Source organism: Rahnella sp. BCC 1045 (genome assembly GCF_019049615.1).
Taxonomy (GTDB): Bacteria; Pseudomonadota; Gammaproteobacteria; order Enterobacterales; family Enterobacteriaceae; genus Rahnella; species Rahnella contaminans.
In genome coordinates this window covers 1-23382 of record NZ_JAFMOZ010000083.1, presented here as the reverse complement: position 1 = coordinate 23382, position 23382 = coordinate 1, and the positions used below count along the sequence as shown (strand labels likewise).

Below are 23382 nucleotides of genomic sequence, written 5' to 3'. Positions count from 1 at the left end.
ACTAAAAAATAGTTGGGGATTAGCTTTATTTATGATTATAGATATTAATAAAATTGACACGCACAGCTAAAGTTCTGTGTCTTATTACCTGGTACTCATTTAATCTCAGAGCCTTTTCAAATAAAAAATTCAGCATCAATCCGCCAAAACCCTGACTAAAGCAGGGTGATCACCTCCGGTAACTCAGCTAGACTTAACGCCTTCTTTGAATTTTCGCCTTACGGCAGGCTAAACGTGCGTCTCGACAAGAAAATTTCTCCGCTGGATAACGTCATTTACCGTAACTACCGTATTACTCATGCGCTGCGCATCGCGGTGGCGTTTATTCTGACATTCCTGATCGTCCGTCTGACTGAAATCCCGGAAGGCACCTGGCCGCTGATCACGCTGGTGGTGGTCATGGGGCCGATTTCGTTCTGGGGAAATGTAGTTCAGCGCGTGCTGGAACGCATTACCGGTACAGTGCTTGGCTCCGTTTCCGGCCTAATCGCGCTGTGGCTTGAGCTGTATTCGCTGCCGGTGATGCTGGTCTGGTGCGGCGTTGTCATGTTTGTCAGCGGATATCTGACGCTCGGCAAACGGCCCTACATGGCGCTGCTGATCGGCATCACGCTGGCGGTGGTGTGCGGCGCAGGGCCGGGCGACATGGAGATGGCGCTGTGGCGTTCCGGAGACGTGATTTTCGGTTCCCTGCTGGCTCTGCTGTTTGCCAGCATTTATCCGCAGCGCGCGTTTATTCACTGGCGCATGCAGATGGCCGATTATCTGATGTCGCTCAATAAACTCTACAGCGCGTGGCTGTCGCCGAACATGCTGGAACGTCCGCATCTGCACGGCAAAATGAAAAGTACCATGAGCCAGATGGTCAAAATGCGTTCGCTGTTTGCGCCCGCCAGCAAAGAATCTCATGTGCCGCGCGAGGCGTTTGACGCCATCCAGACGCTCAGCCGTAACCTGTTGTGTACGCTGGAACTGCTGGCCGATGCTTACTGGAGTTCGCGCGAAAGCCATTATCTGATGCTCAATGCCCGCACGCTGCGCAGCGCGCAATTGCTGATGCTCAGCACGCTGGAGAAACTCAGCCTGATGTTGCTTAACGGCACGCGGGGCGATGAAGTGGCAATCAGCCATGAGCTGAATGAATCTGCTGAAGAGCTGAAAGCGCTGCTTACCGAGATGAATGCCGCGAATCACCTGGAAGCACAGGTCTACGGTTACGTCTGGCTGAGCACGCAGGTGGCGGAGCAGTTGCGCTCAATGGGCGACCTGATCACCATGGTGATGCAAAAAGAAGAAGCTCAAAATATCAGCGGTAAAACAACGAAAGCATGAAGGGATTTTTGTCTGTGGCCTAAAACGGGTAAGATGGGGCCATTGGACGATTATCTGAGCGTACTGCCCGATTTTTGCTACGCTAGCTATTCCTGTAGCGTCAAATCGGGTTGCGGCAAATCAGTCACTGAATCTGTGTAACTTAATCGAAGGTGTTAAAATGGACAATATCAATAAGCCGAGTTTCCAGGACGTTCTGGAGTTTGTGCGTGTTTTCCGTCGTAAAAACAAATTACAACGCGAAATCGCTGATAACGAAAAGAAAATCCGTGACAACCAGAAACGCGTTCTGCTGCTCGACAACCTGAGTGATTACATCAAACCAGGCATGAGCATCGAAGAAATTCAGGCGATCATTGCTAACATGCGCGGCGACTATGAAGATCGCGTTGATGACTACATCATCCGAAATGCTGACCTGTCGAAAGAACGTCGTGAAATGTCCAAAAAGCTGAAAGCACTGGGCGAAATCAAAGCCAACGAAACCAAATAATTTCGTTGCCGCTTAAAGAGAAAAACCGGGTTTATGCCCGGTTTTTTTTTGCCTGAAATCCGGATTAGCTCAGCGTCCGCACCGGGTTTCCGGCGAGAAATGCCTGAATGTCTTCGACGGCTTCACGGAAATATGCCTGATAGTTGCCGTCGGAAACATAGCCCAAATGTGGCGTCGCCAGCACGTTGGGCAGCACTCTGAAAGGATCGCCAGGCGGCAGCGGTTCTGTTTCGAAAACGTCCAGCCCGGCACCGGCTATCTGCCCGGTTTGCAGGGCGTGCAGCAGGGCAGGCTGATCGACAATCGCGGCGCGCGAGGTATTGATCAGCAATGCGTCGGGTTTCATCAGCGCCAGTTCCGGTGCGCCGAGCAGCCCGCGCGTGCGCTCACTCAGGACCAGATGCACTGACACCACATCGCTGGTTTTCAGCAAGGCTTCTTTCGATGCCGCCAGTTCCACGCCATGCTCAGCGGCGCGTTCGGCGGTCAGGTTCTGGCTCCAGGCGCTGACTTCCATCCCGAATGCCTGCGCAATCAGCGCTACTTTCTGCCCGATTTTACCCAATCCCAGCAGGCCGAGACGTTTGCCGCTCAGCCCGGTGCCGACCGTGCTTTGCCACGGCCCGTTGTGGCGCAGTGCGTTATTTTCCGTCACCAGATGCCGCGCCAGCCCGAGGATCAGCGCCCAGGTCAGCTCAACCGGCGCCGTCGAACCGCTACCCGTGCCGCAAACCGTCACGCCATTTTCACGGGCGGCGGCCAGATCGACCGACGCGTTGCGCATTCCCGAGGTGATCAGCAGTCGTAGCTTTGGCAGACGGGCAAATAGCGCTGCGCTGAATGGCGTGCGTTCGCGCATGATCACCACAATCTCTGCGTCCTGTAACTGCGCGACCAGCTGGTCTTCATCACTGATATGCTCCGTCAGCGCGCGGCATTCCACCTGCGGCGCGAGTGCCTGCCAGCCGGCCAGAGACAGTGCGACGTTTTGATAATCATCCAGGATCAGGCATTGCATGGGCATGGAACTTCCTCATCTGTAAAAAAGAGATAAAGAGGTATAGCACTGAATTTACGCGGAGGTGAAGCAGGGCGCCGGTTCTTTTGCAACAGAGTCTTAGCAGGAATACCCGCCCGGCGAAGGGCGGTTATTGATAATGGCATTAATGCAGATGTGAAAGGCTGGCGGCACTGATGCGCAGGCCGTCTTCACCAAATACCATGCAGCGTTGGGCGTCGAACCAGGTTGTCAGGCTCTGATACGGATTAAAGGCCATATCGCCCGGCAGCAGCATTTTAAACCCGTCGATGCCGTAACACTGGCCGAACAGATAGGTGCTGTTGCCCAGACGCTCAACCACCTCGCAGTTAAATTCCAGCTGATTTTCGGTTTCATGGGAAAGCAGATGTTCCGGGCGAATGCCCAGCGTCACTTTGTCACCCGCCGCCAGCTCGCGGGTACTCAGCGCCAGCGTCAGTGTTTTCTCCTGCGTCAGGCGCACTTCAAGCCGGTCGGGCTGCCAGCTCAGCACTTCGGCAGGCAGGAAATTCATTTTCGGCGACCCGATAAAACCGGCCACAAACTGATTCACCGGGTTGTAATACAAATCCATCGGTGCGCCCGTCTGCTCGACTTTGCCGTAGTTCATCACCACGATTTTATCGGCCAGCGTCATGGCTTCGGTCTGATCGTGTGTCACATAAACCATGGTGGTTTTCAGTTCCTGATGCAGCTTGGAAATGTGCAGACGCATATCCACGCGCAGTTCGGCATCCAGATTGGAAAGCGGCTCATCGAACATAAAAACCTGCGGATTACGCACAATCGCGCGGCCGATGGCGGTGCGCTGGCGCTGGCCACCGGAAAGCTGCTTCGGCTTTCTGTCCAGCAGATGGGAAAGCTGTAACGTTTTGGCGACCATCTCCACCTGATGGCGGATTTCGTCTTTAGGCACCCCGTTCACTTTCAGGCCGTAACCCATGTTCTCGGCAATCGTCATATGCGGATATAGCGCGTAAGACTGAAACACCATCGCCACGCCGCGACGCGACGGGTCAACGTCATTCACCCGTTGCTCGCCGATATACACATCACCTTCCGTTATATCTTCCAGCCCGGCAATCATGCGCAGCAATGTGGATTTTCCGCAGCCGGATGGTCCGACGAACACCGTAAATTCGCCGTCTTCTATATCAATATTGATGCCATGCAACGTCACCGTTTTATCGAAACGCTTAACCACATTTTTAAGCCTGATGCTGGACATGTTTGACCTCGTAATAAATTCATACCGCTGATATTTCGGACTATAACCACCTTGTGTAAACGTTTGCACGAGCGGGTTCGAATTTTGCAGTTGCGATCACACAATACACATCTTTTGGTAGTGATTTTTGGGTTATAAGTCTAACGTGTAACACGATATTTATGACGACATAAATCACTTTGTATTCAGCATCTATAAGGTTTTCATCGCTGGGTGTTGATTGAGTGTCGTTGTTATACACACAAAAATGTTATACCTTCACATCCAGGAGCAACAATGAAAATTACACACCTTACTGCCTTGGTACTGATGTCATTAAGTCTGAGCAGCCAGGCCGTGCGGGCAGCCGAAGGACAGCTACTTGTCTGGGAAGATATTAAGAAATCCTCCGGTATTTCCGATGCTGTAAAAGACTTTGAAAAAGAGAACAACGTCAAAGTTGTGGTGCAGGAAACGCCGTATGCACAACAGACTGAAAAACTGCGTCTCGACGGCCCGGCGGGCATCGGCCCCGACGTGGTTGTGATCCCGAACGACCAGCTCGGCACCGCCGTGGTACAGGGGTTGCTGGCACCGCTGACGCTCGAGAAAGGGTTCACCGACAGCTTTACGCCGTCGGCTATTCACGCGTTCCAGCTCAAGGGCCACACCTACGGCGTGCCGAAAGCCGTTGAAACGCTGGTGCTGATATACAACAAAGATTTGCTTCCCGAAGCCCCGGCGACGCTCGACGAGTATTACACCTTCTCGAAAGCGGAAAGGGCGAAGGGCAAATACGGCCTGCTCGCCAAATTTGACGAAGTCTATTACGCCTACGGTGCGATGGCCTCCATGGGCGGCTACATCTTCGGTAAAGATGCCAAAGGGGAGATCAACGTCGACGATATCGGCCTGAACAAACCGGGCAGCATTGAAGCCGTCACGTACCTGAAGAAATTCTATGCCGACGGTTTATTCCCGGCGGGGATCACCGGCGACAACGGCCTGAACGCCATCGACTCGCTGTTTACTGAGAAGAAAGCCGCCGCCGTGATTACCGGCCCGTGGGCGTTCCAGCCTTATGAAGCCGCTGGCATCAACTACGGCGTGAAAGCGCTGCCGCTGTTGCCGAACGGCAAACCGATGAGCTCATTCCTGGGCGTTAAAGGTTATGCGGTATCGACCTACAGCAAACAAAAACCGCTGGCCGAAAAATTCATCACCTTCATCAACCAGCCGAAATACGCCAAGGTGCGCTACGAAGTGACCAAGGAAATTCCGGCACTGACGGCGCTGGTGAATGACCCAATGATCAAAAATGACGAGAAAGCCAATGCGGTAGCCGAGCAGTCAACCCGCGCCACGGCGATGCCCGGCGTACCTGAAATGCAGGAAGTCTGGGGTCCGGCGAACAACGGGATCCAGCTGGGCGTAACCGGCAAACAGCCGGTGGACGCAGCGCTCAATGACGCCGTGAAAAATATCCAGATGCAGATTGAAGCCGCGAAAGCCAGCAACGAGTGATCTGCGGGTAACAGCATCGGCAACCGCATCTGAAACGGCTGTACGTCTGAAAAGAGGGAGTGATTTCACTCCCTCACAGTGAAAGGAATATCTTTGTGTCTATGCGTCTTCATGAGGAAAACCAGGAGCCACTGTCTGCCCGCCATCACGCGCCGGTGGCACTGGCTTTGGCATTCATTCCCGGTTTTGGTCAGTTCTATAACCGGCAATGGGCCAAGGGAATTCTGTTTTTTATCATTCTGTTTTGTTTCGTTGGTGTTTTTTATGATTTCCTGCAACAGGGAATGTGGGGGCTTTATACGCTGGGGGAAGAAGTCCCTCGCGATAACTCGATATTCCTGCTGGCGAAAGGAATTATCAGCGTATTAATTGGTGCGTTTGGCGCAGGCTTTTATTACTGGAGCCTGCGTGATGCGTGGATTAACGGAAAACGCCGCGATGCGGGCATGGAATTACCCAGCGTCAGAAAGCAATATCATTTGCTCCTGCGCGAAGGTTTCCCGTATTTAATGATTACGCCCGGTTTTATTCTGCTGGTCTTCGTGGTGGTGTTCCCGATTATCTTCGGCTTCTCCATTGCCTTTACCAATTACAATTTATATCACACGCCGCCGGCTAAATTAGTTGACTGGGTGGGATTCAAAAACTTTATTAATATCTTCACGCTCAATATCTGGCGTTCGACGTTACTCGACGTTTTACAGTGGACCGTCGTCTGGACCGTGCTGGCGACCACGCTGCAATGCACCGTCGGCGTGATGCTGGCGATTCTGGTGAACCAGAAAGATCTGCGCTTCAAGGCGCTGATCCGCACCATCCTGATTTTGCCGTGGGCGGTGCCGGGCTTCGTTACCATTCTGGTCTTCGCCGGGATGTTCAACGACTCGTTTGGCGTGATTAACAACGGGATACTGGCGGCGTTAGGCATTGAACCTAAAGCGTGGATGACCGATCCGTTCTGGACCAAAACGGCTCTGATCATGATGCAGACCTGGCTCGGTTTCCCGTTTGTCTTTGCGATGACCACCGGCGTATTACAGGCGATCCCTAACGACCTGTACGAAGCCGCCACGATGGACGGAGCCAGCACCTGGAAGAAATTAAAAACCATTACGCTGCCGCTGGTATTGTATTCCATTGCGCCAATTATTATCACGCAATACACCTTCAACTTTAATAACTTCAATATTATCTATCTGTTTAATAACGGCGGCCCGGCCGTAGCGGGATCGAATGCAGGCGGAACGGATATTCTGGTGTCGTGGATTTATAAACTCACCATGTCTTCCTCGCAATATGCGATTGCCGCGACCATTACGATTTTGCTGTCGATATTTGTTGTCGGTATTGCGCTGTGGCAATTCCGTTCAACCAATTCATTTAAACAAGATGATATGGCGTAAGCGGGAGCAAACTGATGAATAAGAACAGCAGTATTAAAAGAAACCGGTTTATCCGCCTGTCGTTGAGTTATTTCCTGTTACTGATTGTGGCGGTCATTATTATTTATCCCCTGATCTGGACCGTCGGCGCGTCGCTGAATGCCGGGAACAGTCTGCTCAGCACGTCGATTATTCCGCAGAACCTCTCCTTCCAGCATTACAAAGATCTGTTCAACGGACAGGTGAATTACATGGCGTGGTACTGGAACTCGATGAAAATCAGTTTCCTGACCATGGTGCTGACGCTGATTTGCGTCAGCTTCACCGCCTATTCCTTCTCACGCTTTCGCTTTAAAGGGCGCAAAGACGGGCTGATGCTGTTTCTGTTATTGCAGATGATCCCGCAGTTCTCGGCGCTGATCGCCATTTTCGTACTGGCGCAACTGCTCGGCCTGATCAACAGCCATCTGGCGCTTGTGCTGATTTACGTCGGCGGCATGATCCCGATGAACACCTATCTGATGAAAGGGTATCTGGACGCAATCCCGAAAGATTTGGATGAATCGGCACGCATGGACGGTGCGGGGAATTTCCGCATTTTTATCGAAATCATCATGCCGCTGTCGAAGCCGATTCTGGCGGTGATTGCGCTGTTTTCCTTCACCGGGCCGCTGGGCGATTTCATCCTCTCCAGTACCATTTTGCGCACGCCGGATAAATACACGCTGCCGATTGGTCTCTACAACCTGGTCGCACAGAAAATGGGCGCGAGCTACACCACGTATGCAGCGGGCGCGGTGCTGATTGCCGTGCCGGTGGCGATTTTCTATCTCGCCTTACAAAAATACTTCGTCTCCGGCCTGACCGCTGGCAGCACCAAAGGATAATCACATGACTCTCTTTACTCAGAAGATTTTCACGAAAAGCGCCGTGGCCTGTGTGCTGCTGGCGATGTCTTTTTCCTGTGTGGCACAGGACGTGGTCATCAAAAAAGTCGCCAATGTCCCGGCGGATTTCATTAAGGGCGCGGATATTTCCACGCTGATTGACGTGGAAAAACACGGCGGCAAGTTCTACGACCAGAACCACAAACAGACCGACGCGATGGTGATCCTCAGACAGAACGGTTTCAACTACGTGCGTCTGCGGCTGTGGGTGGATCCGAAGGATGCACAGGGGCATCCGTACGGCGGCGGCAACAACGACCTGGCGACCACGCTGGAACTGGCGAAACGCGCCAAAGCGCAGGGTTTTAAAATCCTGCTCGATTTCCACTACAGCGACTTCTGGACCGATCCCGGTAAACAGTTCAAGCCGAAAGCCTGGGAAAAAATGGATTATCCGCAGCTGAAAACTGCCATTCATGATTACAGCCGTGACGTGATTGCGCAGTTTCGTCAGCAGGGCGTTGTGCCGGATATGGTGCAGGTCGGCAATGAAATGAACGGCGGGATTTTGTGGCCGGAAGGAAAAAGCTGGGGCGCGGGTGGCGGCGAATTTGACCGTCTGGCCGGGCTGCTGAATGCGGCGATCTCCGGTGTCAGGGCCGACGAGAAAAAACCTTCAGACATCAAAATCATGCTGCATCTGGCCGAAGGCACCAAGAACGACACCTTCCGCTGGTGGTTCGATGAAATCAACCAGCGCAAGGTGCCTTACGACGTTATCGGCCTGTCGTTTTATACCTACTGGAATGGCCCGATTTCTGCGTTACAGGCCAACATGGACGACATCAGCAAACGCTACAACAAAGACGTGATCGTGGTCGAAGTGGCTTACGGCTACACCCTTGAAAACTGCGATGCCGCGGAGAACAGTTTCACCGCCAAAGAAGCTAAAGACGGCGGCTATCCGGGAACTGTGCAGGGGCAGGCCGATTTCCTCAGCGACATGATCAAAAGCCTGGTGAGCGTGCCCGGGCATCGCGGCAAAGGCCTGTTCTACTGGGAACCGACGTGGATCCCGGTTAACGGCGCAGGCTGGGCAACACCGGCGGGCATGACCTACATCAACGACCACTGGAAAGAGGGCAATGCCCGTGAAAATCAGGCGCTGTTTGGCTGCGGCGGTCAGGTTCTTCCTTCCATTAAAGTCTTCAACTGATCCCCTTTTCCCCGGCTAATTTGGCCGGGGAGTTTTATTTCTTAAAGTTCGTAAGGACCTAACATGACGAAATTCCCTCTTCTGAGCAGTAAGATTTCCGGCCTGTTACACGGCGCGGATTACAACCCGGAACAGTGGCTGCAAAGCCCGGAAGTACTGATTCGCGATGTCGAAATGATGAAAGAGGCGCGCTGTAATGTCATGTCTGTCGGGATTTTCAGCTGGTCTGCGCTGGAACCTGAAGAAGGACGTTATACCTTTGACTGGATGGATCAGGTGCTGGACAGATTGCATGAAAACGGCATTTCGGTGTTTCTGGCCACGCCAAGCGGCGCGCGTCCGGCGTGGATGTCGCAAAAATACCCGGAAGTGTTACGCGTCGGGCGTGACCGCGTAAAAGCGCTGCACGGCGGGCGTCATAACCACTGCATTACCTCGCCGGTGTACCGCGACAAAGTGCAGCAGATGAACACGGCGCTGGCAAAACGGTATTCGCATCATCCGGCGGTGATCGGCTGGCATATTTCCAACGAATACGGCGGCGAATGCCATTGTGACTTGTGTCAGGAACGGTTCCGTGGCTGGGTAAAAGCCCGATATGAAACCCTCGACGCGCTGAATACCGCCTGGTGGAGCACCTTCTGGAGCCACACGTACACCGACTGGTCACAGATCGAATCACCGTCACCGCAGGGCGAAAGCGGGGTGCATGGTCTGAATCTCGACTGGCGTCGCTTTAATACCGATCAGGTCACGCGTTTTTACAGCGAAGAGATCCGCCCGCTGAAAGCCGAAAACCCGGCATTACCGGCGACCACTAATTTCATGGAATATTTCTACGACTACGATTACTGGAAACTCGCCAGCGTGCTGGATTTCATTTCGTGGGACAGCTACCCGATGTGGCACACGCGCAAAGACGATATCGGGCTGGCGGCGTACACCGCGATGTATCACGACCTGATGCGCACGCTCAAAAAAGGCCAGCCGTTCGTGCTGATGGAATCGACGCCGAGCTTCACCAACTGGCAGCCGACCAGCAAACTGAAAAAACCGGGGATGCACATTTTGTCCTCGCTACAGGCGGTCGCGCACGGTGCGGATTCGGTACAGTATTTCCAGTGGCGCAAAAGCCGCGGTTCTTCCGAGAAATTCCACGGCGCTGTGGTGGATCACGTCGGACACATTAATACCCGCGTCGGTCGCGAAGTGGCGGAACTCGGCACTATTCTCTCGGCCTTAGCGCCGGTCGCGGGCAGCCGCGTGGAAGCTAAAGTTGCGATCATATTTGACTGGGAAAGCCGCTGGGCGATGGACGATGCGATGGGGCCGCGCAACGCCGGATTGCATTATGAAAACACCGTGGCCGCGCATTATCAGGCACTGTGGGCGCAGGGCATTGCGGTTGACGTGATCAACGCCGACTGCGCACTGGACGGTTACGACTTAGTCATCGCCCCGATGTTGTACATGGTGCGCGAAGGCGTCGGTGAGCGGATCAGCGCCTTTGTGCAGGCGGGCGGGCGCTTCGTCGCCACTTACTGGAGCGGCATCGTCAACGAAACGGATTTGTGTTTCCTCAACGGATTCCCGGGTCCATTGCGTCCGGTGCTGGGCATCTGGGCGGAAGAAATCGACAGCCTGACAGACGAACAGCACAACAGCGTTTGCGGTATTGAAGGCAACGCGCTGGGGCTGAACGGGCCGTATCAGGTTTCCGAATTGTGCGAAGTGATCCACCTCGAAGGGGCGGCAGCGCTGGCTACTTACGGCGATGATTTCTACGCCGGAACGCCTGCGGTGACCGTAAATCTGTACGGCAAAGGTCAGGCGTATTATGTGGCATCGCGCAACGATCAACAGTTCCAGGCAGATTTTTTCACCGCGCTGGCGAAAGAGATGAACCTGCCGCGCGCCATCAGCACGACGCTGCCGGAAGGTGTCACCGCCGCACGCCGTACCGACGGCAAAAGTGAATTCATCTTCCTGCAAAACTATTGCAGCGACAGCCAGACCGTCAGTTTGCCGGGCGATTATCAGGATATGGTTCACGGCGGAATATTGCCGCACAAATTAACGTTACCGGCATTCGGTTGCCAGATACTGACGCGTAAAGTCTCCCGATAATTTTTAATCACCAACGTGCAGCGGGGAATATTCCCTTCTGCACGTTTTTTCATTTCTGAAAGAGGGTATTCATTATGGTTAATATTAAAGATTTCATGCATGTTTTTTCCGCAAAGAATAAAAACCCTAAAGATGACGTTCCGCCGTCAACGGACGTGGCGTTATTAATTGATGCGTTAGGCGGACGCGAGAATATTATTAACGTCGATGCGTGTATCACACGACTGCGCGTTACGGTGAAAGAACTCCGGCGGGTTAATTCCGGTGCTATCCAGCAGACCGGCGCGATTGGCGTGGTGATCATCGGGCAGGAAGTCCATGCGATATTCGGTAAGCAGTCCGACAGCCTGAAGAAACTCATGACCGAGAAATTTGGCTTAAAAAGTCAGTAATCGGGTCTGGTTTTAATTTGGCGTATTAAATAAAAGAAGAACATTGAAATAAATAAAGGCAGCCCGACACAAGGCTGCCTTTATTGTTTACTGCTTTATTTTAAATAATGATGCTGCTGTGCGGGTACAAAAACGTCACGATCCCCTACAAGAGAAAATGCGTTAAACCCTGAGCGTTTATTACAATGAGGATTACTGTTTTAATTAACGACTATAACTATTTCCAAAGTTATTGGAGTTGCAGCAAGGCGGCAAGTGAGCGAATCCCGATGAGCTGACTGATGTCAGTGATTCGGGTGAGCAAACGCAGCTAACGCAGTTGCAGCTTCAGGAACGAAGGAAATTTACCACCAGGCTTCTACCTGCACACCAAAGTTCCACGTATCGGATTTGGTGTGGTCTTCAAACGTATTGCCGTGCTCTGAATCATTCAGGTAAGAGGCGAACACGCGCAGTTCCGGGCGTGACATAAACTCAGGACCGGCCGCCAGACCCATCGCCAGCGTATATTTCTGCCCGCCTTGCTTATAGTTGGTGCCATTCTTGTAATCGTCTTTCTGGTAGAACGTACCGACTTCACCGATGGTGCGCACGTAATCCGTCCACTGATATTGCGCACGGCCAACCAGAGAAACCAGCTCGGTAGTGTCGGTGTAATCCGTGATATTTTCCGCATGGCCGTAAGTCAGCACATGGTTGAGGCTGAACTTGCTGGTGATCGGGATAAGACCGGTGATGATGCCGCGATAACCGCTGGCGTCGTTGGTATAGTTCCACATGTCATACCAGCCGCCGCCCTGGGAAATCATGTTCTGCGCCAGACCTTTGTTGGCGTACTGTAAAACCAGCTTGTTGTAGCCGCCCCACATGTCCTGGCTGATTTCTCCGGTCAGCATCACGCCATTTTCCGCGTCATACAGGCCGCCGTAGTCTTTCTGATCATGCGTCAGGTTCGGCATGGCGTAGTCGGCACCGACTTCCATCCACGCGCCGCTCCAGGGTTTGATACCGGCATAACGCACGTCGATGTAGTTAATATTGACATCGTTATCGCCGTCTACGCGGTAATCCACATCATTGGCATCGCCGCGGATCCAGGCCACTGACAGCGCGCCTTCGCCCATTTTCAGGTTTTCCACACCGGCGCCTGCACCGGAAATGTTCCAGTATTTGGTATCGATGATATGTAAATCATGGCGCTGGTAATAACGTTTACCGCCCCAGATCACCGCATCTTTGTCCCACGGCACCAGCCCTTTGATTTGCAGATTCAGCTGACGCAGGCCAAATTGCGCATCATCATTGAGCGTATTTTCGTCATCGTTGGACCCGTCTGACACCATGCTGACCATGGAATCGACGTAAAAACTCACATCGTCCTTTTTGTAAACTTCACTGCCCAGTTCGATTTCGCCGTAAGTGTCATTTTCGTTGCCCAGACGACCGACTTTGTTTTTCTGAAACTGCTCCAGACTGCCGCTGCCGGAAACGCCCAATCCGGAACGCAGATATCCATGAAAATCAATGTCGTTAGCCACTGCGGGGCCTGTCACCAGCCCAAGAGAGACCGCCACAGCCAGAGTACGTAAGTTGTGTTTCATTATTTTTCCTTATTGATGTATGACGTTCACATTTACGGAATCTATAAGATACCCAGAAACAATAATGATCAATTTAACACAGTGTGAATTGTGAGTTAGATCCACAAGTTGTGTATTTAAAATAAACGTCTGGTGATTTAAATCACGAATTTAACGAATGTTAACGTATAACTTTTAAGTCAAACGGTTCTCAGATTGAACTTTTAAATGAGATCCCGTACTTTGGCTCGATTATCATGAGATTGCGTAAAATCACGGGCTGCAAAACGGGAAAAGCATGAAATCGAAAAGTTCGACATTAGAAGACGTTGCCCGCTATGCCGGTGTTTCCTATCAGACGGTTTCGCGTGTTTTAAACAAATCGGCCAACGTATCCGACGCTACGCGCCAGAAAGTTGAGCAGGCGATTGAAGTGCTGCGTTATGTACCCAACCGGCTGGCGCAGCAGTTAGTGGGAAAACAGAGTTTTACGATAGGGCTGGTGACGACCTCGCTGGCGTTGCACGCTCCGTCGCAAATTGCCGCTTCGGTGAAGAAATATGCCCACCAGGCCGGGTATCAGGTACTGATTTCAATGATTGACGAGGACGTGAATCAGAGCATTCAGGACTCCATTAACGAGTTGAAGTCACAGCGGGTTGAGCGCGTGATCATCAACATTCCGCTGGAAAGTGCCGAAGCCGAACGCATTTACGAGAACAACCGCGACATTCTTTGCCTGTTTCTGGATGTGGATCCGACCAGCCCGGTGTTTAACGTTTGCTTTAATCCGGCCGATGGTTCGCGCGCCAGCGTGGAATATCTGCTTGATTTGGGGCACCGGGAATTTGCCTTGCTGGCCGGGCCGGAAGAGTCGGTGTCTTCGCGTCTGCGTCTGGAAAGCTGGCAGAAAACGCTGACCGAAAAAGGATTACAGCCGGTGACGGTGGTTCACGGCGACTGGAGTGCCAAAAGCGGTTACTACGGCGCGTTGCAGATTTTGCGGGAGACGCCGCAGTTTACGGCCCTGCTGGTAGGGAATGACCAGATGGCGCTGGGCGTGATCAGCGCGCTGCATCAGCACAACGTGGCGATCCCGCAACAGGTTTCTATTATCGGCTACGACGACACCTACGACAGCGCATTCTTCCATCCGGCGCTGACCACGGTTTCTCTGGATCTCGATTTGCAAAGCAAAGAAGCCGTCGGGCTTTTGCTGGCAGCGGAGCCTGATACGACGTCGCGTATTTTGCCTGCGCAACTGGTCGTGCGAAATTCCACGCGCGCGCCGGGACAGCCGGACAAAGACCTTAACCAGATCGCCGATCAGCTCGATAAACTCGCCCGACAGCTGCGCGGCCAGTGACGTCCGGCAGATGTAAATAAAGATTTCAGAATGCTTTTGATAGCGTTTAAGATATGAAAAATTTCAAACGATAAACAAAAGGATATGACGGAATGACCGTATGGCAGTGTTTTGTTCGGGGCTGGAAAGGGTACGTGAAGTTTGAAGGGCGTGCGACCCGCAAAGAGTTTTGGGTGTTCACGCTGGTCAATATCTTGCTGATGATTTTGCTGACGGGGACTGTGGCGACCGTGATGGCGCTGGCGGGAAACCCTTACGGCGTGTTCTATGCCGGTATGACCTACACTATTTACGCCCTGGCGCTGGCATTACCGATCCTGGCGGTCGGCATCCGCCGTATGCACGACATCAACCGCTCCGGCTGGTGGTTTGGCGGTGTTTATCTGGCAGGTATTGTGTCGCGTTTGCTCAACATGATCCTGATGGAATACGCGTCACCGGAAACCTATGTCTGGATGAAAATTACGCTGGGTATCGTGCTCGGCTGGATCCCGCTGCTGGTGATGATTTACCTGTGCTGCGTGAAATCCAAACCGTCACCGGAAGCAGATAACCGCATCGTCCGTTAAGCCTGTTTTCAGCGGGAGTTTGCCGCCAGTCGCGCGGCAAACTCTTCCAGTTTTGCCTGCCCCCACGGCCATTCTCCGAAACCCGATTCCACATTGATATGCCCGGCCTCGCCGATATCCACCAGCTCGCAGCCCCACGCCTGCGCCCAGAACTGTGCGCGGGTAAAAGGCAATAACGGATCCGTATGGCTGGCGACCAGCAGACCGGGAACCGCCAGCGGCTCAGGTAAAATGTCATCGTCCAGACCAAAACGCATCGGTTCTGCGGGGGCGACCAGCATCACACCTGCGCAGAGCGGCGGATTGCGGTTCGCCCACACCAGACTGGCGAGCGCGCCAAAGCTGTGGCCAATCAGCAGCAACGGGTTTTTCGCCAGCTTCTGCTCGCGGTCGATAGCGGTGATCCAACCTTCGAGATCCACCTGCGCCCAGTTGCGCTGTTTCACCCGCAGCCACTGCGGATTTTGTTCATGCCAGCGGCTTTGCCAGTGTCCGGCTTCGCTGTCGCGTAAACCGGGAACCAGCATCCGCGTGATGTTTGGATTCTCATTCATTGCGGGAAAGCCATCAGTACGGTCGCGATTGCCAGCAAATCGGCACTGCCGCCGGGGCTGAGATGCCGGGAAATCAGCGCCTGATCCATCTCCTGTAAATTCTCTTTTTGCCAGCCGCTTTTCAGCAACTTGCGGGCATAATCCTGAACAAAATGCAGCCCGCTCAGCCCGCCGCGGGACACCAGATTCGTATCCGGGTTAAACGCCATCAGACGCAGCAGGGCGTTCAGACCACGGCGTTCAGGCTGGGTTTCTGTCTGCCAGTAAGGCAAAACATGGCGACGCAACGTCACGAATCCGCTCTGCACTTCGCCGCGCGCGCCGGTCATACCGTGCGCCTGAAACAACCGTTCTCCTGCGGTCACCGGCTGGCGGCAATGTTGTAATTCCCGTTCCACCAGCCCTTGCGTGAGCGCGGCCACTTCGGCGCATAACGCCGTGCGGGTCAGCAGTTGGTGACGGGCGCTGATCCGGCCTGCCGCCGTACACAAAATTCCCAAAGAAAAAATGCCGCCTTTGTGCGTATTAATGCCGTTTGTTGCGCCGAACATCGCCTGCTCACAGGCCAGGCCTGCAGGGCGGATCCGCATCAGCATTGCCGTGGCCGGTTGCGCGGTATCCTGCTGGCCGAGACGGTAAAACTGATGCAACCACGGCGTAATCGCACCGATGCTGCGCAAAAACATCGGCAAATCCATGTCACTGTGTGAACCGTTATTGGCGCTGTCCACCAGACCGGGTTTAGGCGTCAGCCAGACTTCCTGGCGGAGCGCGTCGGCCGCCAGGGTGGCGATGTCGGTACAAACCTGCGGCTCAATGAGTGCGATGCCAGCCATCAATCAGCGCCTCCACTTTGGCGATCACGTCGGGCAACGGATGCCGACGCGAACGCGCGCAGGCGTGGGCGGGGCCGTCACAGATAAGACACCGGCGGCTGGCATTATCCAGCGACCGGCGGCCTACAACGCCAGCCTCGGGGCAGATCACATCGAAATCCCATAAACGCCCAAGCGCATGTGATTGCTCAAGCGCGACGGTAGCCGCTTTCACTTCCGGCGCCGGGTGCTCAATGCTCCAGAACGCTTCCGCGCCGGTCGGCAACCAGAATACTGCATGTTTGAGCACCGCCCAGCCACGTTGTAACAGCAGTGTTTCCGCCGCGCCCAACGCTTCGCGCATAACCTGGCGATAACTCACGCTATCTTTCACCGCGCCGGGCGTAACCAGCGTGAGAGAAATCAGGGTGTGTGGGAATTGTGTCAGCCAGTCGGTTTGCCGCTGCGCACGCTGTTCCTTTGCCGCCAGCAAATCCTCCAGACTGACGCCTGCATTTGCAGGCGTCAAAATCGTCATTATGCGTCCTCTTTGACCTGATGAACGACGTCAATCACGCTGCCGTCGCGGTAACGGATCACGCCCACGACGCGCTGCGTAAACTCAATCAGCTTCGGTTCGCCGGTCAGGGAAATGGCACGCTGATACAACGTTTCGATATCCATGATTTTCATGCCGGCTTCTTCGAGCCGCTGGCGGATTTCAGGACGTGCCGGATTGACGGCGATCCCGTGGTCAGTGACCAGCACATCGATGCTTTCGCCCGGTGTGACGCGGGTTGTGACACGGCGCACGACGGTCGGAATGCGGCTGCGCAGAAGTGGCGCGACCACAATCGTCAGGTTGGCGGCGCTGGCGACGTCGCAATGGCCGCCCGATGCGCCGCGCATCACGCCGTCGGAACCGGTAATCACGTTCACATTAAAATCGGTGTCGATCTCCAGTGCGCTCAGAATGACGATATCCAGCTGATCACAGCTTGCGGCTTTGGCCCCCGGATTGGCGTAAACATTGGTGGAAATTTCAATGTGCTGCGGATTGCGGCCCAGCGATGACGCGGCCTGACCGTCGAAGCATTGCGTATCCAGCAGCGTTTCGATCAATCCTTTTTCGTGCAAATCCACCAGACTGCCGGTGATGCCGCCGAGGGCAAAACGCGCGGTGATCTGGTTACGTTCCATCTTTTCTTCCATGAAACGGGTACAGGCCGTTGCCGCCGCGCCGGAACCGGTTTGCATTGAAAAGCCGGATTTGAAATAGCCAGAATATTCAATGACTTCGGCTGCCGTGCGGGCAATCATCAGCTCGCGCGGGTTACTGGTGACGCGAGCTGCGCCCACGCTGATTTTCGCCGGGTCGCCGACCTGATCGACTTTCACGATGTAATCCACCTGATCCTGCACCAGGCTGGCGGGCATGTTAGGGAAGGGCATCAGTTCTTCGGTCAGCAGCACGACGGTTTTGGCGAACTGCGCATCCACCATCGCATAGCCCAGCGAACCGCAGCAGGATTTGCCGTGCGTACCGTTGGCATTACCGAATTCATCACTGCAAGGAACGCCTAAAAAGGCGACGTCAATATTCAGCTCGCCGTCCTGCAAAAGTTTGACCCGGCCACCGTGAGAGTGGATCTGGACCGGTTCCTCCATCAGGCCGTGCGAAATGGCATCGGCCAGTTTGCCGCGCATCCCCGAGGTATAAATGCGCGTGATCACGCCGTTGCGAATGTGTTCGATCAGCGCGTCGTTGCAGGTCATCAGGGAACTGGACGCCAGCGTCAGATTTTTGAAACCCAGACGCGCCAGCGTGCCGACGACATTATTAATCACCTGATCGCCTTCGCGAAAAGCGTGGTGGAAGGAGATAGTCATGCCGTCTTTCAGCCCGCTGCGGGCGATCGCCTGTTCCAGCGAATCACATAATTTACGATGCAGGCGGGCATCGGGATCAGAAAGATACGGCGTGGTGCGGTGTGCTCCGTCGAAAGCAACCAGATGCTTCATGCCGGGATATTGGCTGTGCAACATTTCTGTTAAATGGCTCATTCTCTTCATATTCCTGTGCAAAATTGAGGGCTAGCGACGCACGCCGGAGGCGCTGGCGCGTTCAAGCACCACTTGTGCGTGGTTGATGATCGGGCCATCGATCATCTTGCCGTTGAGCGAAATTACGCCGAGGCCTTTGCGCTCGCCTTCTTCTGCGGCGGTGATAACGCGACGCGCGTAATCCACGTCTTCCTGCGTCGGCGCGTAAGCGTTGTGCAGCAACTCAATCTGGCGCGGGTTGATCAGGGATTTGCCGTTGAAACCCATTTTGCGGATAAGCTCGACTTCACGCAGGAAACCGGCTTCATCGTTGATATCGGAATACACCACATCAAAGGCGTCGATACCGGCGGCGCGCGCGGCGTGCAGCACGGCGCAACGGGCGTAGAACAGCTCAGTGCCGTCACCGCGCTCAGTTTGCATGTCCATCACATAGTCGAAAGCGGCCAGCGCGATGCCAATCAGACGCGGCGAACAGCGGGCAATGGCGACGGCGTTGATGACGCCAATAGCCGATTCGATGGCGGCCATGACTTTGGTGGAACCGACTTCACGCCCGCAGTCTTTTTCGATGCGTTCGATGTGCGCTTCGAGCTCGAAAATATCTTCCGGCGTATCGGTTTTCGGCAGACGAACCACGTCCACACCGGCGCGTACCACGGCTTCCAGGTCCTTCAAACCAAACGGCGTGCTGAGCTGATTAATGCGCACGACGGTTTCGATATCCTTGTACATCGGGTGTTGCAGGGCGTGGAACACCAGAATGCGGGCGGTATCTTTTTCGCGCAGGGAAACCGCGTCTTCCAGATCAAACATGATGGAATCAGGACGATAGATAAATGCCGTGGATAACATGGCGGCACTGGCCCCCGGCAGGAACAGCATGCTGCGGCGGAGTTTTTTCATCGTAACGTCTCCCAGTGAATATTTTCTTCCTGTGCTGCACGCAGTACCGCGCTTTGCACGCGGGCGCGGATAACGCAATCGAGCGCGCCTTTATCTTCAATAATCAGTAAGCCTTCTTTCACGCCAAGGGCTTCCAGCGTTTCGTTCACAACGCGGCGGATCTGGTCGCCAAACTGCTTGATTACTTCGCTGTTGATCACCACGCTCAGCTCGCTGGCCGGGGCGATTTTTACCAGCAAATCGCTGGATTCAACCGTACCTGCCAGCGCCTCCTTCACAATTTTCATTCGTTTTTTCCTGCTTTAACAAAGAGTGGTAGAAATAATAAGTTCATCGCTGCGCGCTGCTTCGGCGGGCGCCTCAGCGCAATAATGGTGTTCAAGATGCGTATACGTGCTGGGCGGAACAATGTCGCGGATGCGCGGTAACTGACAGGTTTTCAGCAATGCGCGGACTTCAGAGGCTGAAATCGCGATGCCACCGGCATGGCGTTTACGCGGCAGTTCAATAACGGTCAGCGGTTTTGAGGCCGAACGTGAGGGTGTTTCCAGCCAGTCGTGCATGTCGCAGTTGTACTGATGCGTGACCGGGCAGAAGGGCTCGCTGCCGACAAAACGATGCGTTATGCCCAGCGCCGGGGCGATGTACTGGCGGAAAATCAGCAGATCCATCACGCTCCAGGTCTGGTTCACCAGCCCGGCATCTTTAAGGAAGTAACCGGGAAACGTGGCGCGTGAAATCATGTATTCAGAACCGGCGTGAACCGTAACATTCGGTAAATCGGCGACGCCCTGACGCACCATTTCCAGCCGTTCCTGAAACGGGAAATACGACACGTCTTCGCTGACCACAAACACGTGCAGCCAGTCGCACGTCGCCGCCGCCTGTTCCGCCAGATAACGATGGCCGAGCGTAAACGGATTGGCATTCATCACCACCGCGCCAACGCGCTGGCCTTCGTGATAATGGCGCTTCAGGGCGCGGCAATATTGGCTGATGCCGACCGGCGTGTTTTCCATCAGCACCGCGACGTTGTCCCACTGCACCAGCGGATAAAATCCGCAACCGCGAAAGCGTTCCAGATTGCCTGGACGGGTGTAGAGAAACAGATGGAGTTTGCCGCGCTGAACGGCAAAGTTTTCGACTTCACTGAGCAATCTGGCGCTGAGATTTTCGCCGCGCCAGTCAGCCGCCACTGCCACGCATTTGATGGTGTTACTGACCAGACCTGCACATCCGATCAGCCGTCTGCCGGAAAGGGCCACCACGAAATACTCGATATCATCATCCATGCCCAGCTGGCTTTGATGCAGCAGGGCGCGGATATCGGCCAGCAAGCCCTGAGGTGCCTGGCTGGTGGTGATGACGTGAAAGTCGGGTTCGTCACGGCTGAACATAATGCATTCCTGATATCGGGTATTGTTCAAATAAAACGGAGCATGCCGGGCACGAAGCCCGGCGTTTAACACGTTAATGGGCGGCAGGTGCATGGCTCACCTGACGGTCCGCGGCAACAATGACGTTGCTGAGATGACCGATTTTTTCGATTTCCACTTCAATGCGGTCGCCGGGTTTCATAAACAGCGGCGGTACGCGTTTCTTGCCCACGCCGCCCGGAGAACCGGTGATGATCACGTCGCCTGCGCTCAGTGAGGTAAAGGTACTGATGTACTCAATCAGCTCGGCAACCTTGTGGATCATGCTGCGGGTGTTGTCGTCCTGAACCATATTGCCGTTCAGCCAGGTGCGGATTGCCAGCGCATGCGGATCAGGAATTTCATCCGCCGTGGTCATCCACGGGCCAAAGGCACCGGTCTGCCGCCAGTTTTTACCGGCGGTAAACCAGGTGTGCTGCCAGTCGCGGGCGGAACCGTCCATGTAACAGCTGTAACCGGCAACGTGGGAAAGGGCGTTTTCGCGGGAAATATTTTCGCCCGCTGACCCGATGATGACGGCCAGTTCGCCTTCGTAATCAAACTCAACCGAACGGCTGGGTTTGATGATCGGGGAGGCGTGGCCGGTTTGTGAGTCAGCAAAGCGGACAAACAGCGTCGGTGCCGGATTGTGCTGATCGAACTCTTTGCGTTTTTCAGCGTAATTCATGCCGACGCAGAGAATTTTTTCCGGATTCTGAATAACCGGCAAAAACGTCAGGTCGTCAAAGCTCAGATCTGCCGGTCGGCTGGCCAGTTCCTGCGCCTGTGACAGTGCGTCGCCCGCCAGCAGAGCCTTGAGGTCGGGATAACGCTGGCCGAGAAGGCGGCCAAGGTCGATCATGCCGCTCTGCGTTGCGATGCCGTAGGACTTGCGCCCCTGATAGAGATAACTTGCCAGTTTCATAAATATGTCCTGAATTGAATCAATCAAAAAATCACAATCGTGCTTGCCGGATAACGCTGTCAGACCAGGAAATTCCCCAGAACCAGCAGTGCTACCGAAACGTTGATCGCGCCGCCGATGCGGGTCGCGATTTGTGCGAAAGGCATCAGTTGCATACGGTTGCCCGCCGTCAGAATGGCGACGTCACCGGTGCCGCCCTGACCGCTCTGGCAGCAGGACACGATGGCGACATCAATCGGGTGCATACCGATTTTCTTGCCCACGAAGAAGCCGGTGGCAACCAGCGCGGCGACGGTGCTGACGATGACCAGCAGATTGGAAATAGTGAACGCGGCGACCAGTTCGTTCCACGGTGTGATAGCGACGCCCACGGCAAACAGAATCGGGTAGGTCACGGAGGTCTGGAAGAATTTGTACACCACCTGCGAACCTTCAAGCAGGCGAGGTGAGACGCCGTGCGCCAGCTTGAGCGCGACCGCGGCAAACAACATGCCGACCGGTGCAGGCAGGCCAATCAGTTTGTGTAACAGCATGCCGACCATGTACAGCAGAACCGCCAGCAGGGCGCCTGCGGCAATGGTGGTGACATCGGTTTTACCGCTGGTTGCCGACAGCGCGCTTTTATCTGCGGTGGCATTTTTGGCGGAAGGCATCAGCTGGCCTTCGCCGGTAAGATGCGGATAACGTTTACCGAGCTGATTGAGTGAGCCCGAGATAACAATGGCGGTCAGGCCACCGAGCATCACGATAGGCAGAATGCGGCCCAGCGCCACGCCCTGATCCATATGCAGCAACGTGGCGTAGCCGATAGACAGCGGGATCGCGCCTTCACCTACACCCCCGGCCATAATCGGCAGGATCAGGAAGAAGAAGATCTGGAAAGGTTCCATGCCCAGTGCCAGACCCACGCCCATCCCGACCAGCATGCCGACCACTTCACCGCACAACATCGGGAAGAAAATACGCATGAAGCCCTGAATGAGCACTTTGCGATCCATGCTCATGATGCTGCCGACAATAATGCAGCAGATGTAGAGATAAAGGATGTTGGTGCTTTTGTAGAATTTCGTGGTGGATTCGACCACGACGTCCGGCAGCAGGCCGTAATACACCAGGGCGGAGGGAATGAAGGTCGCGCAAATCGCCGCGGCGCCCATTTTGCCGATGAACGGCAGACGTTTACCGAACTCGCCGCAGGCAAAGCCGAAGAATGCTAACGTCGCCACCATCACCACGATATCGCTCGGCAGTTTGCCGTCCAGACAGTCGATGGCAATCAGCACACCGGCCATCACAAACAGTGGTAAAGGAATAATGCCAATTTTCCAGGTGTCGAGAATGTGCCACCATTTATCTTTTAATGAGAGCTGTTTTGCAGGCACTGAACCTGCGGGAACAGAATAAGTGTCGTCGGTTGTACTCATGATGAATCCCCTGTGTCAATTTGTGCAGGGAGTGTAAGAGAGATAATAACCGGTATTATGTGAAGTCCCGCAAGTTAACACCGATATTTTAAAGGAGTGAAAGGTTTTTATGGTTTTAATTAATTATTAGGGTTTTCCTTAATATGTTTTTCTGTGGTTTTTATG

22 protein-coding genes are annotated in these 23382 nt (G+C 54.2%); 10 read left to right on the top strand and 12 right to left on the bottom strand.

Translation table 11 applies throughout. From position 1 onward, the window contains the following. Positions 1-234: 234 nt before the first annotated feature. Both J1782_RS02160 and tmaR read left to right on the top strand, forming a co-directional pair. On the top strand, positions 235-1332 hold the full coding sequence (locus J1782_RS02160) for an FUSC family protein (protein ID WP_152326829.1): 1098 nt from the start codon (positions 235-237) through the stop codon (positions 1330-1332). 160 nt (positions 1333-1492) lie between these two features. After that, the gene (gene tmaR, locus J1782_RS02155; protein WP_152326830.1) at positions 1493-1825 is read left to right on the top strand and encodes a PTS system regulator TmaR; all 333 of its coding nucleotides are present in this window, start codon (positions 1493-1495) and stop codon (positions 1823-1825) included. Positions 1826-1889: 64 nt separating this feature from the next. Here tmaR and J1782_RS02150 read toward each other — a convergent pair whose 3' ends face one another. Together J1782_RS02150 and J1782_RS02145 are read right to left on the bottom strand one after the other, a co-directional pair. Continuing rightward, positions 1890-2849, bottom strand: a complete 960-nt coding sequence (locus tag J1782_RS02150) for a D-2-hydroxyacid dehydrogenase family protein (protein ID WP_217152283.1) — start codon at positions 2847-2849, stop codon at positions 1890-1892. A gap of 139 nt (positions 2850-2988) precedes the next feature. Continuing rightward, positions 2989-4092, bottom strand: coding sequence for an ABC transporter ATP-binding protein (locus J1782_RS02145; protein WP_217152282.1), 1104 nt, complete (start codon positions 4090-4092; stop codon positions 2989-2991). A gap of 276 nt (positions 4093-4368) precedes the next feature. Between J1782_RS02145 and J1782_RS02140 the strand changes: the two genes are divergently transcribed. The 6 genes from J1782_RS02140 to J1782_RS02115 all read left to right on the top strand — a co-directional run bounded on the left by J1782_RS02140 (position 4369) and on the right by J1782_RS02115 (position 11599). Continuing rightward, the gene (locus J1782_RS02140) at positions 4369-5595 is read left to right on the top strand and encodes an extracellular solute-binding protein (protein WP_152326833.1); all 1227 of its coding nucleotides are present in this window, start codon (positions 4369-4371) and stop codon (positions 5593-5595) included. Positions 5596-5696: 101 nt separating this feature from the next. After that, complete coding sequence (locus J1782_RS02135; protein ID WP_193333177.1) at positions 5697-6998, top strand: carbohydrate ABC transporter permease; 1302 nt, start codon at positions 5697-5699, stop codon at positions 6996-6998. Between the two features lie 14 nt (positions 6999-7012). Further along, positions 7013-7864 carry a sugar ABC transporter permease gene (locus J1782_RS02130; RefSeq protein ID WP_152326835.1) on the top strand — a complete coding sequence of 284 codons (852 nt, stop codon included), beginning with the start codon at positions 7013-7015 and terminating at the stop codon, positions 7862-7864. 64 nt (positions 7865-7928) lie between these two features. Then, positions 7929-9080 (top strand): arabinogalactan endo-beta-1,4-galactanase, encoded by a 1152-nt coding sequence (locus J1782_RS02125; protein WP_371819728.1) that lies wholly within the window; start codon positions 7929-7931, stop codon positions 9078-9080. 63 nt (positions 9081-9143) lie between these two features. Next, on the top strand, positions 9144-11207 hold the full coding sequence (locus J1782_RS02120; protein ID WP_217152280.1) for a beta-galactosidase: 2064 nt from the start codon (positions 9144-9146) through the stop codon (positions 11205-11207). Between the two features lie 74 nt (positions 11208-11281). After that, a complete protein-coding gene (locus tag J1782_RS02115) occupies positions 11282-11599 on the top strand; it encodes a glucose PTS transporter subunit EIIB (RefSeq protein ID WP_101075845.1) in 318 nt (105 codons plus the stop codon). 344 nt (positions 11600-11943) lie between these two features. On the opposite strand, the gene J1782_RS02110 is transcribed toward J1782_RS02115, so the two are convergent. Beyond that, a complete protein-coding gene (locus J1782_RS02110; protein ID WP_152326838.1) occupies positions 11944-13200 on the bottom strand; it encodes a maltoporin in 1257 nt (418 codons plus the stop codon). Between the two features lie 277 nt (positions 13201-13477). On the opposite strand from J1782_RS02110, the gene J1782_RS02105 reads away from it, so the two are divergent. Next, positions 13478-14545, top strand: a complete 1068-nt coding sequence (locus tag J1782_RS02105) for a LacI family DNA-binding transcriptional regulator (RefSeq protein WP_217152279.1) — start codon at positions 13478-13480, stop codon at positions 14543-14545. Positions 14546-14637: 92 nt separating this feature from the next. Beyond that, positions 14638-15114, top strand: a complete 477-nt coding sequence (locus J1782_RS02100) for a DUF805 domain-containing protein (RefSeq protein ID WP_217152278.1) — start codon at positions 14638-14640, stop codon at positions 15112-15114. An 8-nt stretch (positions 15115-15122) separates the two neighbouring features. On the opposite strand, the gene J1782_RS02095 is transcribed toward J1782_RS02100, so the two are convergent. The 9 genes from J1782_RS02095 to J1782_RS02055 form a co-directional block, all read right to left on the bottom strand. Next, positions 15123-15668 carry an alpha/beta hydrolase gene (locus J1782_RS02095; protein ID WP_165058027.1) on the bottom strand — a complete coding sequence of 182 codons (546 nt, stop codon included), beginning with the start codon at positions 15666-15668 and terminating at the stop codon, positions 15123-15125. Further along, positions 15665-16504 (bottom strand): triphosphoribosyl-dephospho-CoA synthase CitG, encoded by an 840-nt coding sequence (citG, locus tag J1782_RS02090; protein WP_217152277.1) that lies wholly within the window; start codon positions 16502-16504, stop codon positions 15665-15667. The genes J1782_RS02095 and citG overlap by 4 nt, the downstream gene beginning before the upstream one ends. Then, the gene (gene citX / locus J1782_RS02085) at positions 16482-17021 is read right to left on the bottom strand and encodes a citrate lyase holo-[acyl-carrier protein] synthase (protein WP_165058023.1); all 540 of its coding nucleotides are present in this window, start codon (positions 17019-17021) and stop codon (positions 16482-16484) included. Before citX ends, citG begins: the two co-directional genes overlap by 23 nt. Further along, positions 17021-18547 carry a citrate lyase subunit alpha gene (gene citF / locus J1782_RS02080; RefSeq protein ID WP_152326844.1) on the bottom strand — a complete coding sequence of 509 codons (1527 nt, stop codon included), beginning with the start codon at positions 18545-18547 and terminating at the stop codon, positions 17021-17023. Before citF ends, citX begins: the two co-directional genes overlap by 1 nt. Before the next feature lie 30 nt (positions 18548-18577). Continuing rightward, positions 18578-19453, bottom strand: coding sequence for a citrate (pro-3S)-lyase subunit beta (gene citE, locus J1782_RS02075; RefSeq protein WP_152326845.1), 876 nt, complete (start codon positions 19451-19453; stop codon positions 18578-18580). After that, positions 19450-19740, bottom strand: coding sequence for a citrate lyase acyl carrier protein (gene citD / locus J1782_RS02070; RefSeq protein WP_104921538.1), 291 nt, complete (start codon positions 19738-19740; stop codon positions 19450-19452). The genes citE and citD overlap by 4 nt, the downstream gene beginning before the upstream one ends. A gap of 15 nt (positions 19741-19755) precedes the next feature. After that, positions 19756-20850: a [citrate (pro-3S)-lyase] ligase gene (citC, locus tag J1782_RS02065; protein ID WP_217152276.1), complete on the bottom strand. Its 1095-nt coding sequence runs from the start codon at positions 20848-20850 to the stop codon at positions 19756-19758. Positions 20851-20923: 73 nt separating this feature from the next. After that, positions 20924-21793 (bottom strand): fumarylacetoacetate hydrolase family protein, encoded by an 870-nt coding sequence (locus J1782_RS02060; protein ID WP_208950596.1) that lies wholly within the window; start codon positions 21791-21793, stop codon positions 20924-20926. Between the two features lie 59 nt (positions 21794-21852). After that, positions 21853-23217 carry a 2-hydroxycarboxylate transporter family protein gene (locus tag J1782_RS02055; protein ID WP_152326848.1) on the bottom strand — a complete coding sequence of 455 codons (1365 nt, stop codon included), beginning with the start codon at positions 23215-23217 and terminating at the stop codon, positions 21853-21855. Positions 23218-23382 lie beyond the last annotated feature (165 nt).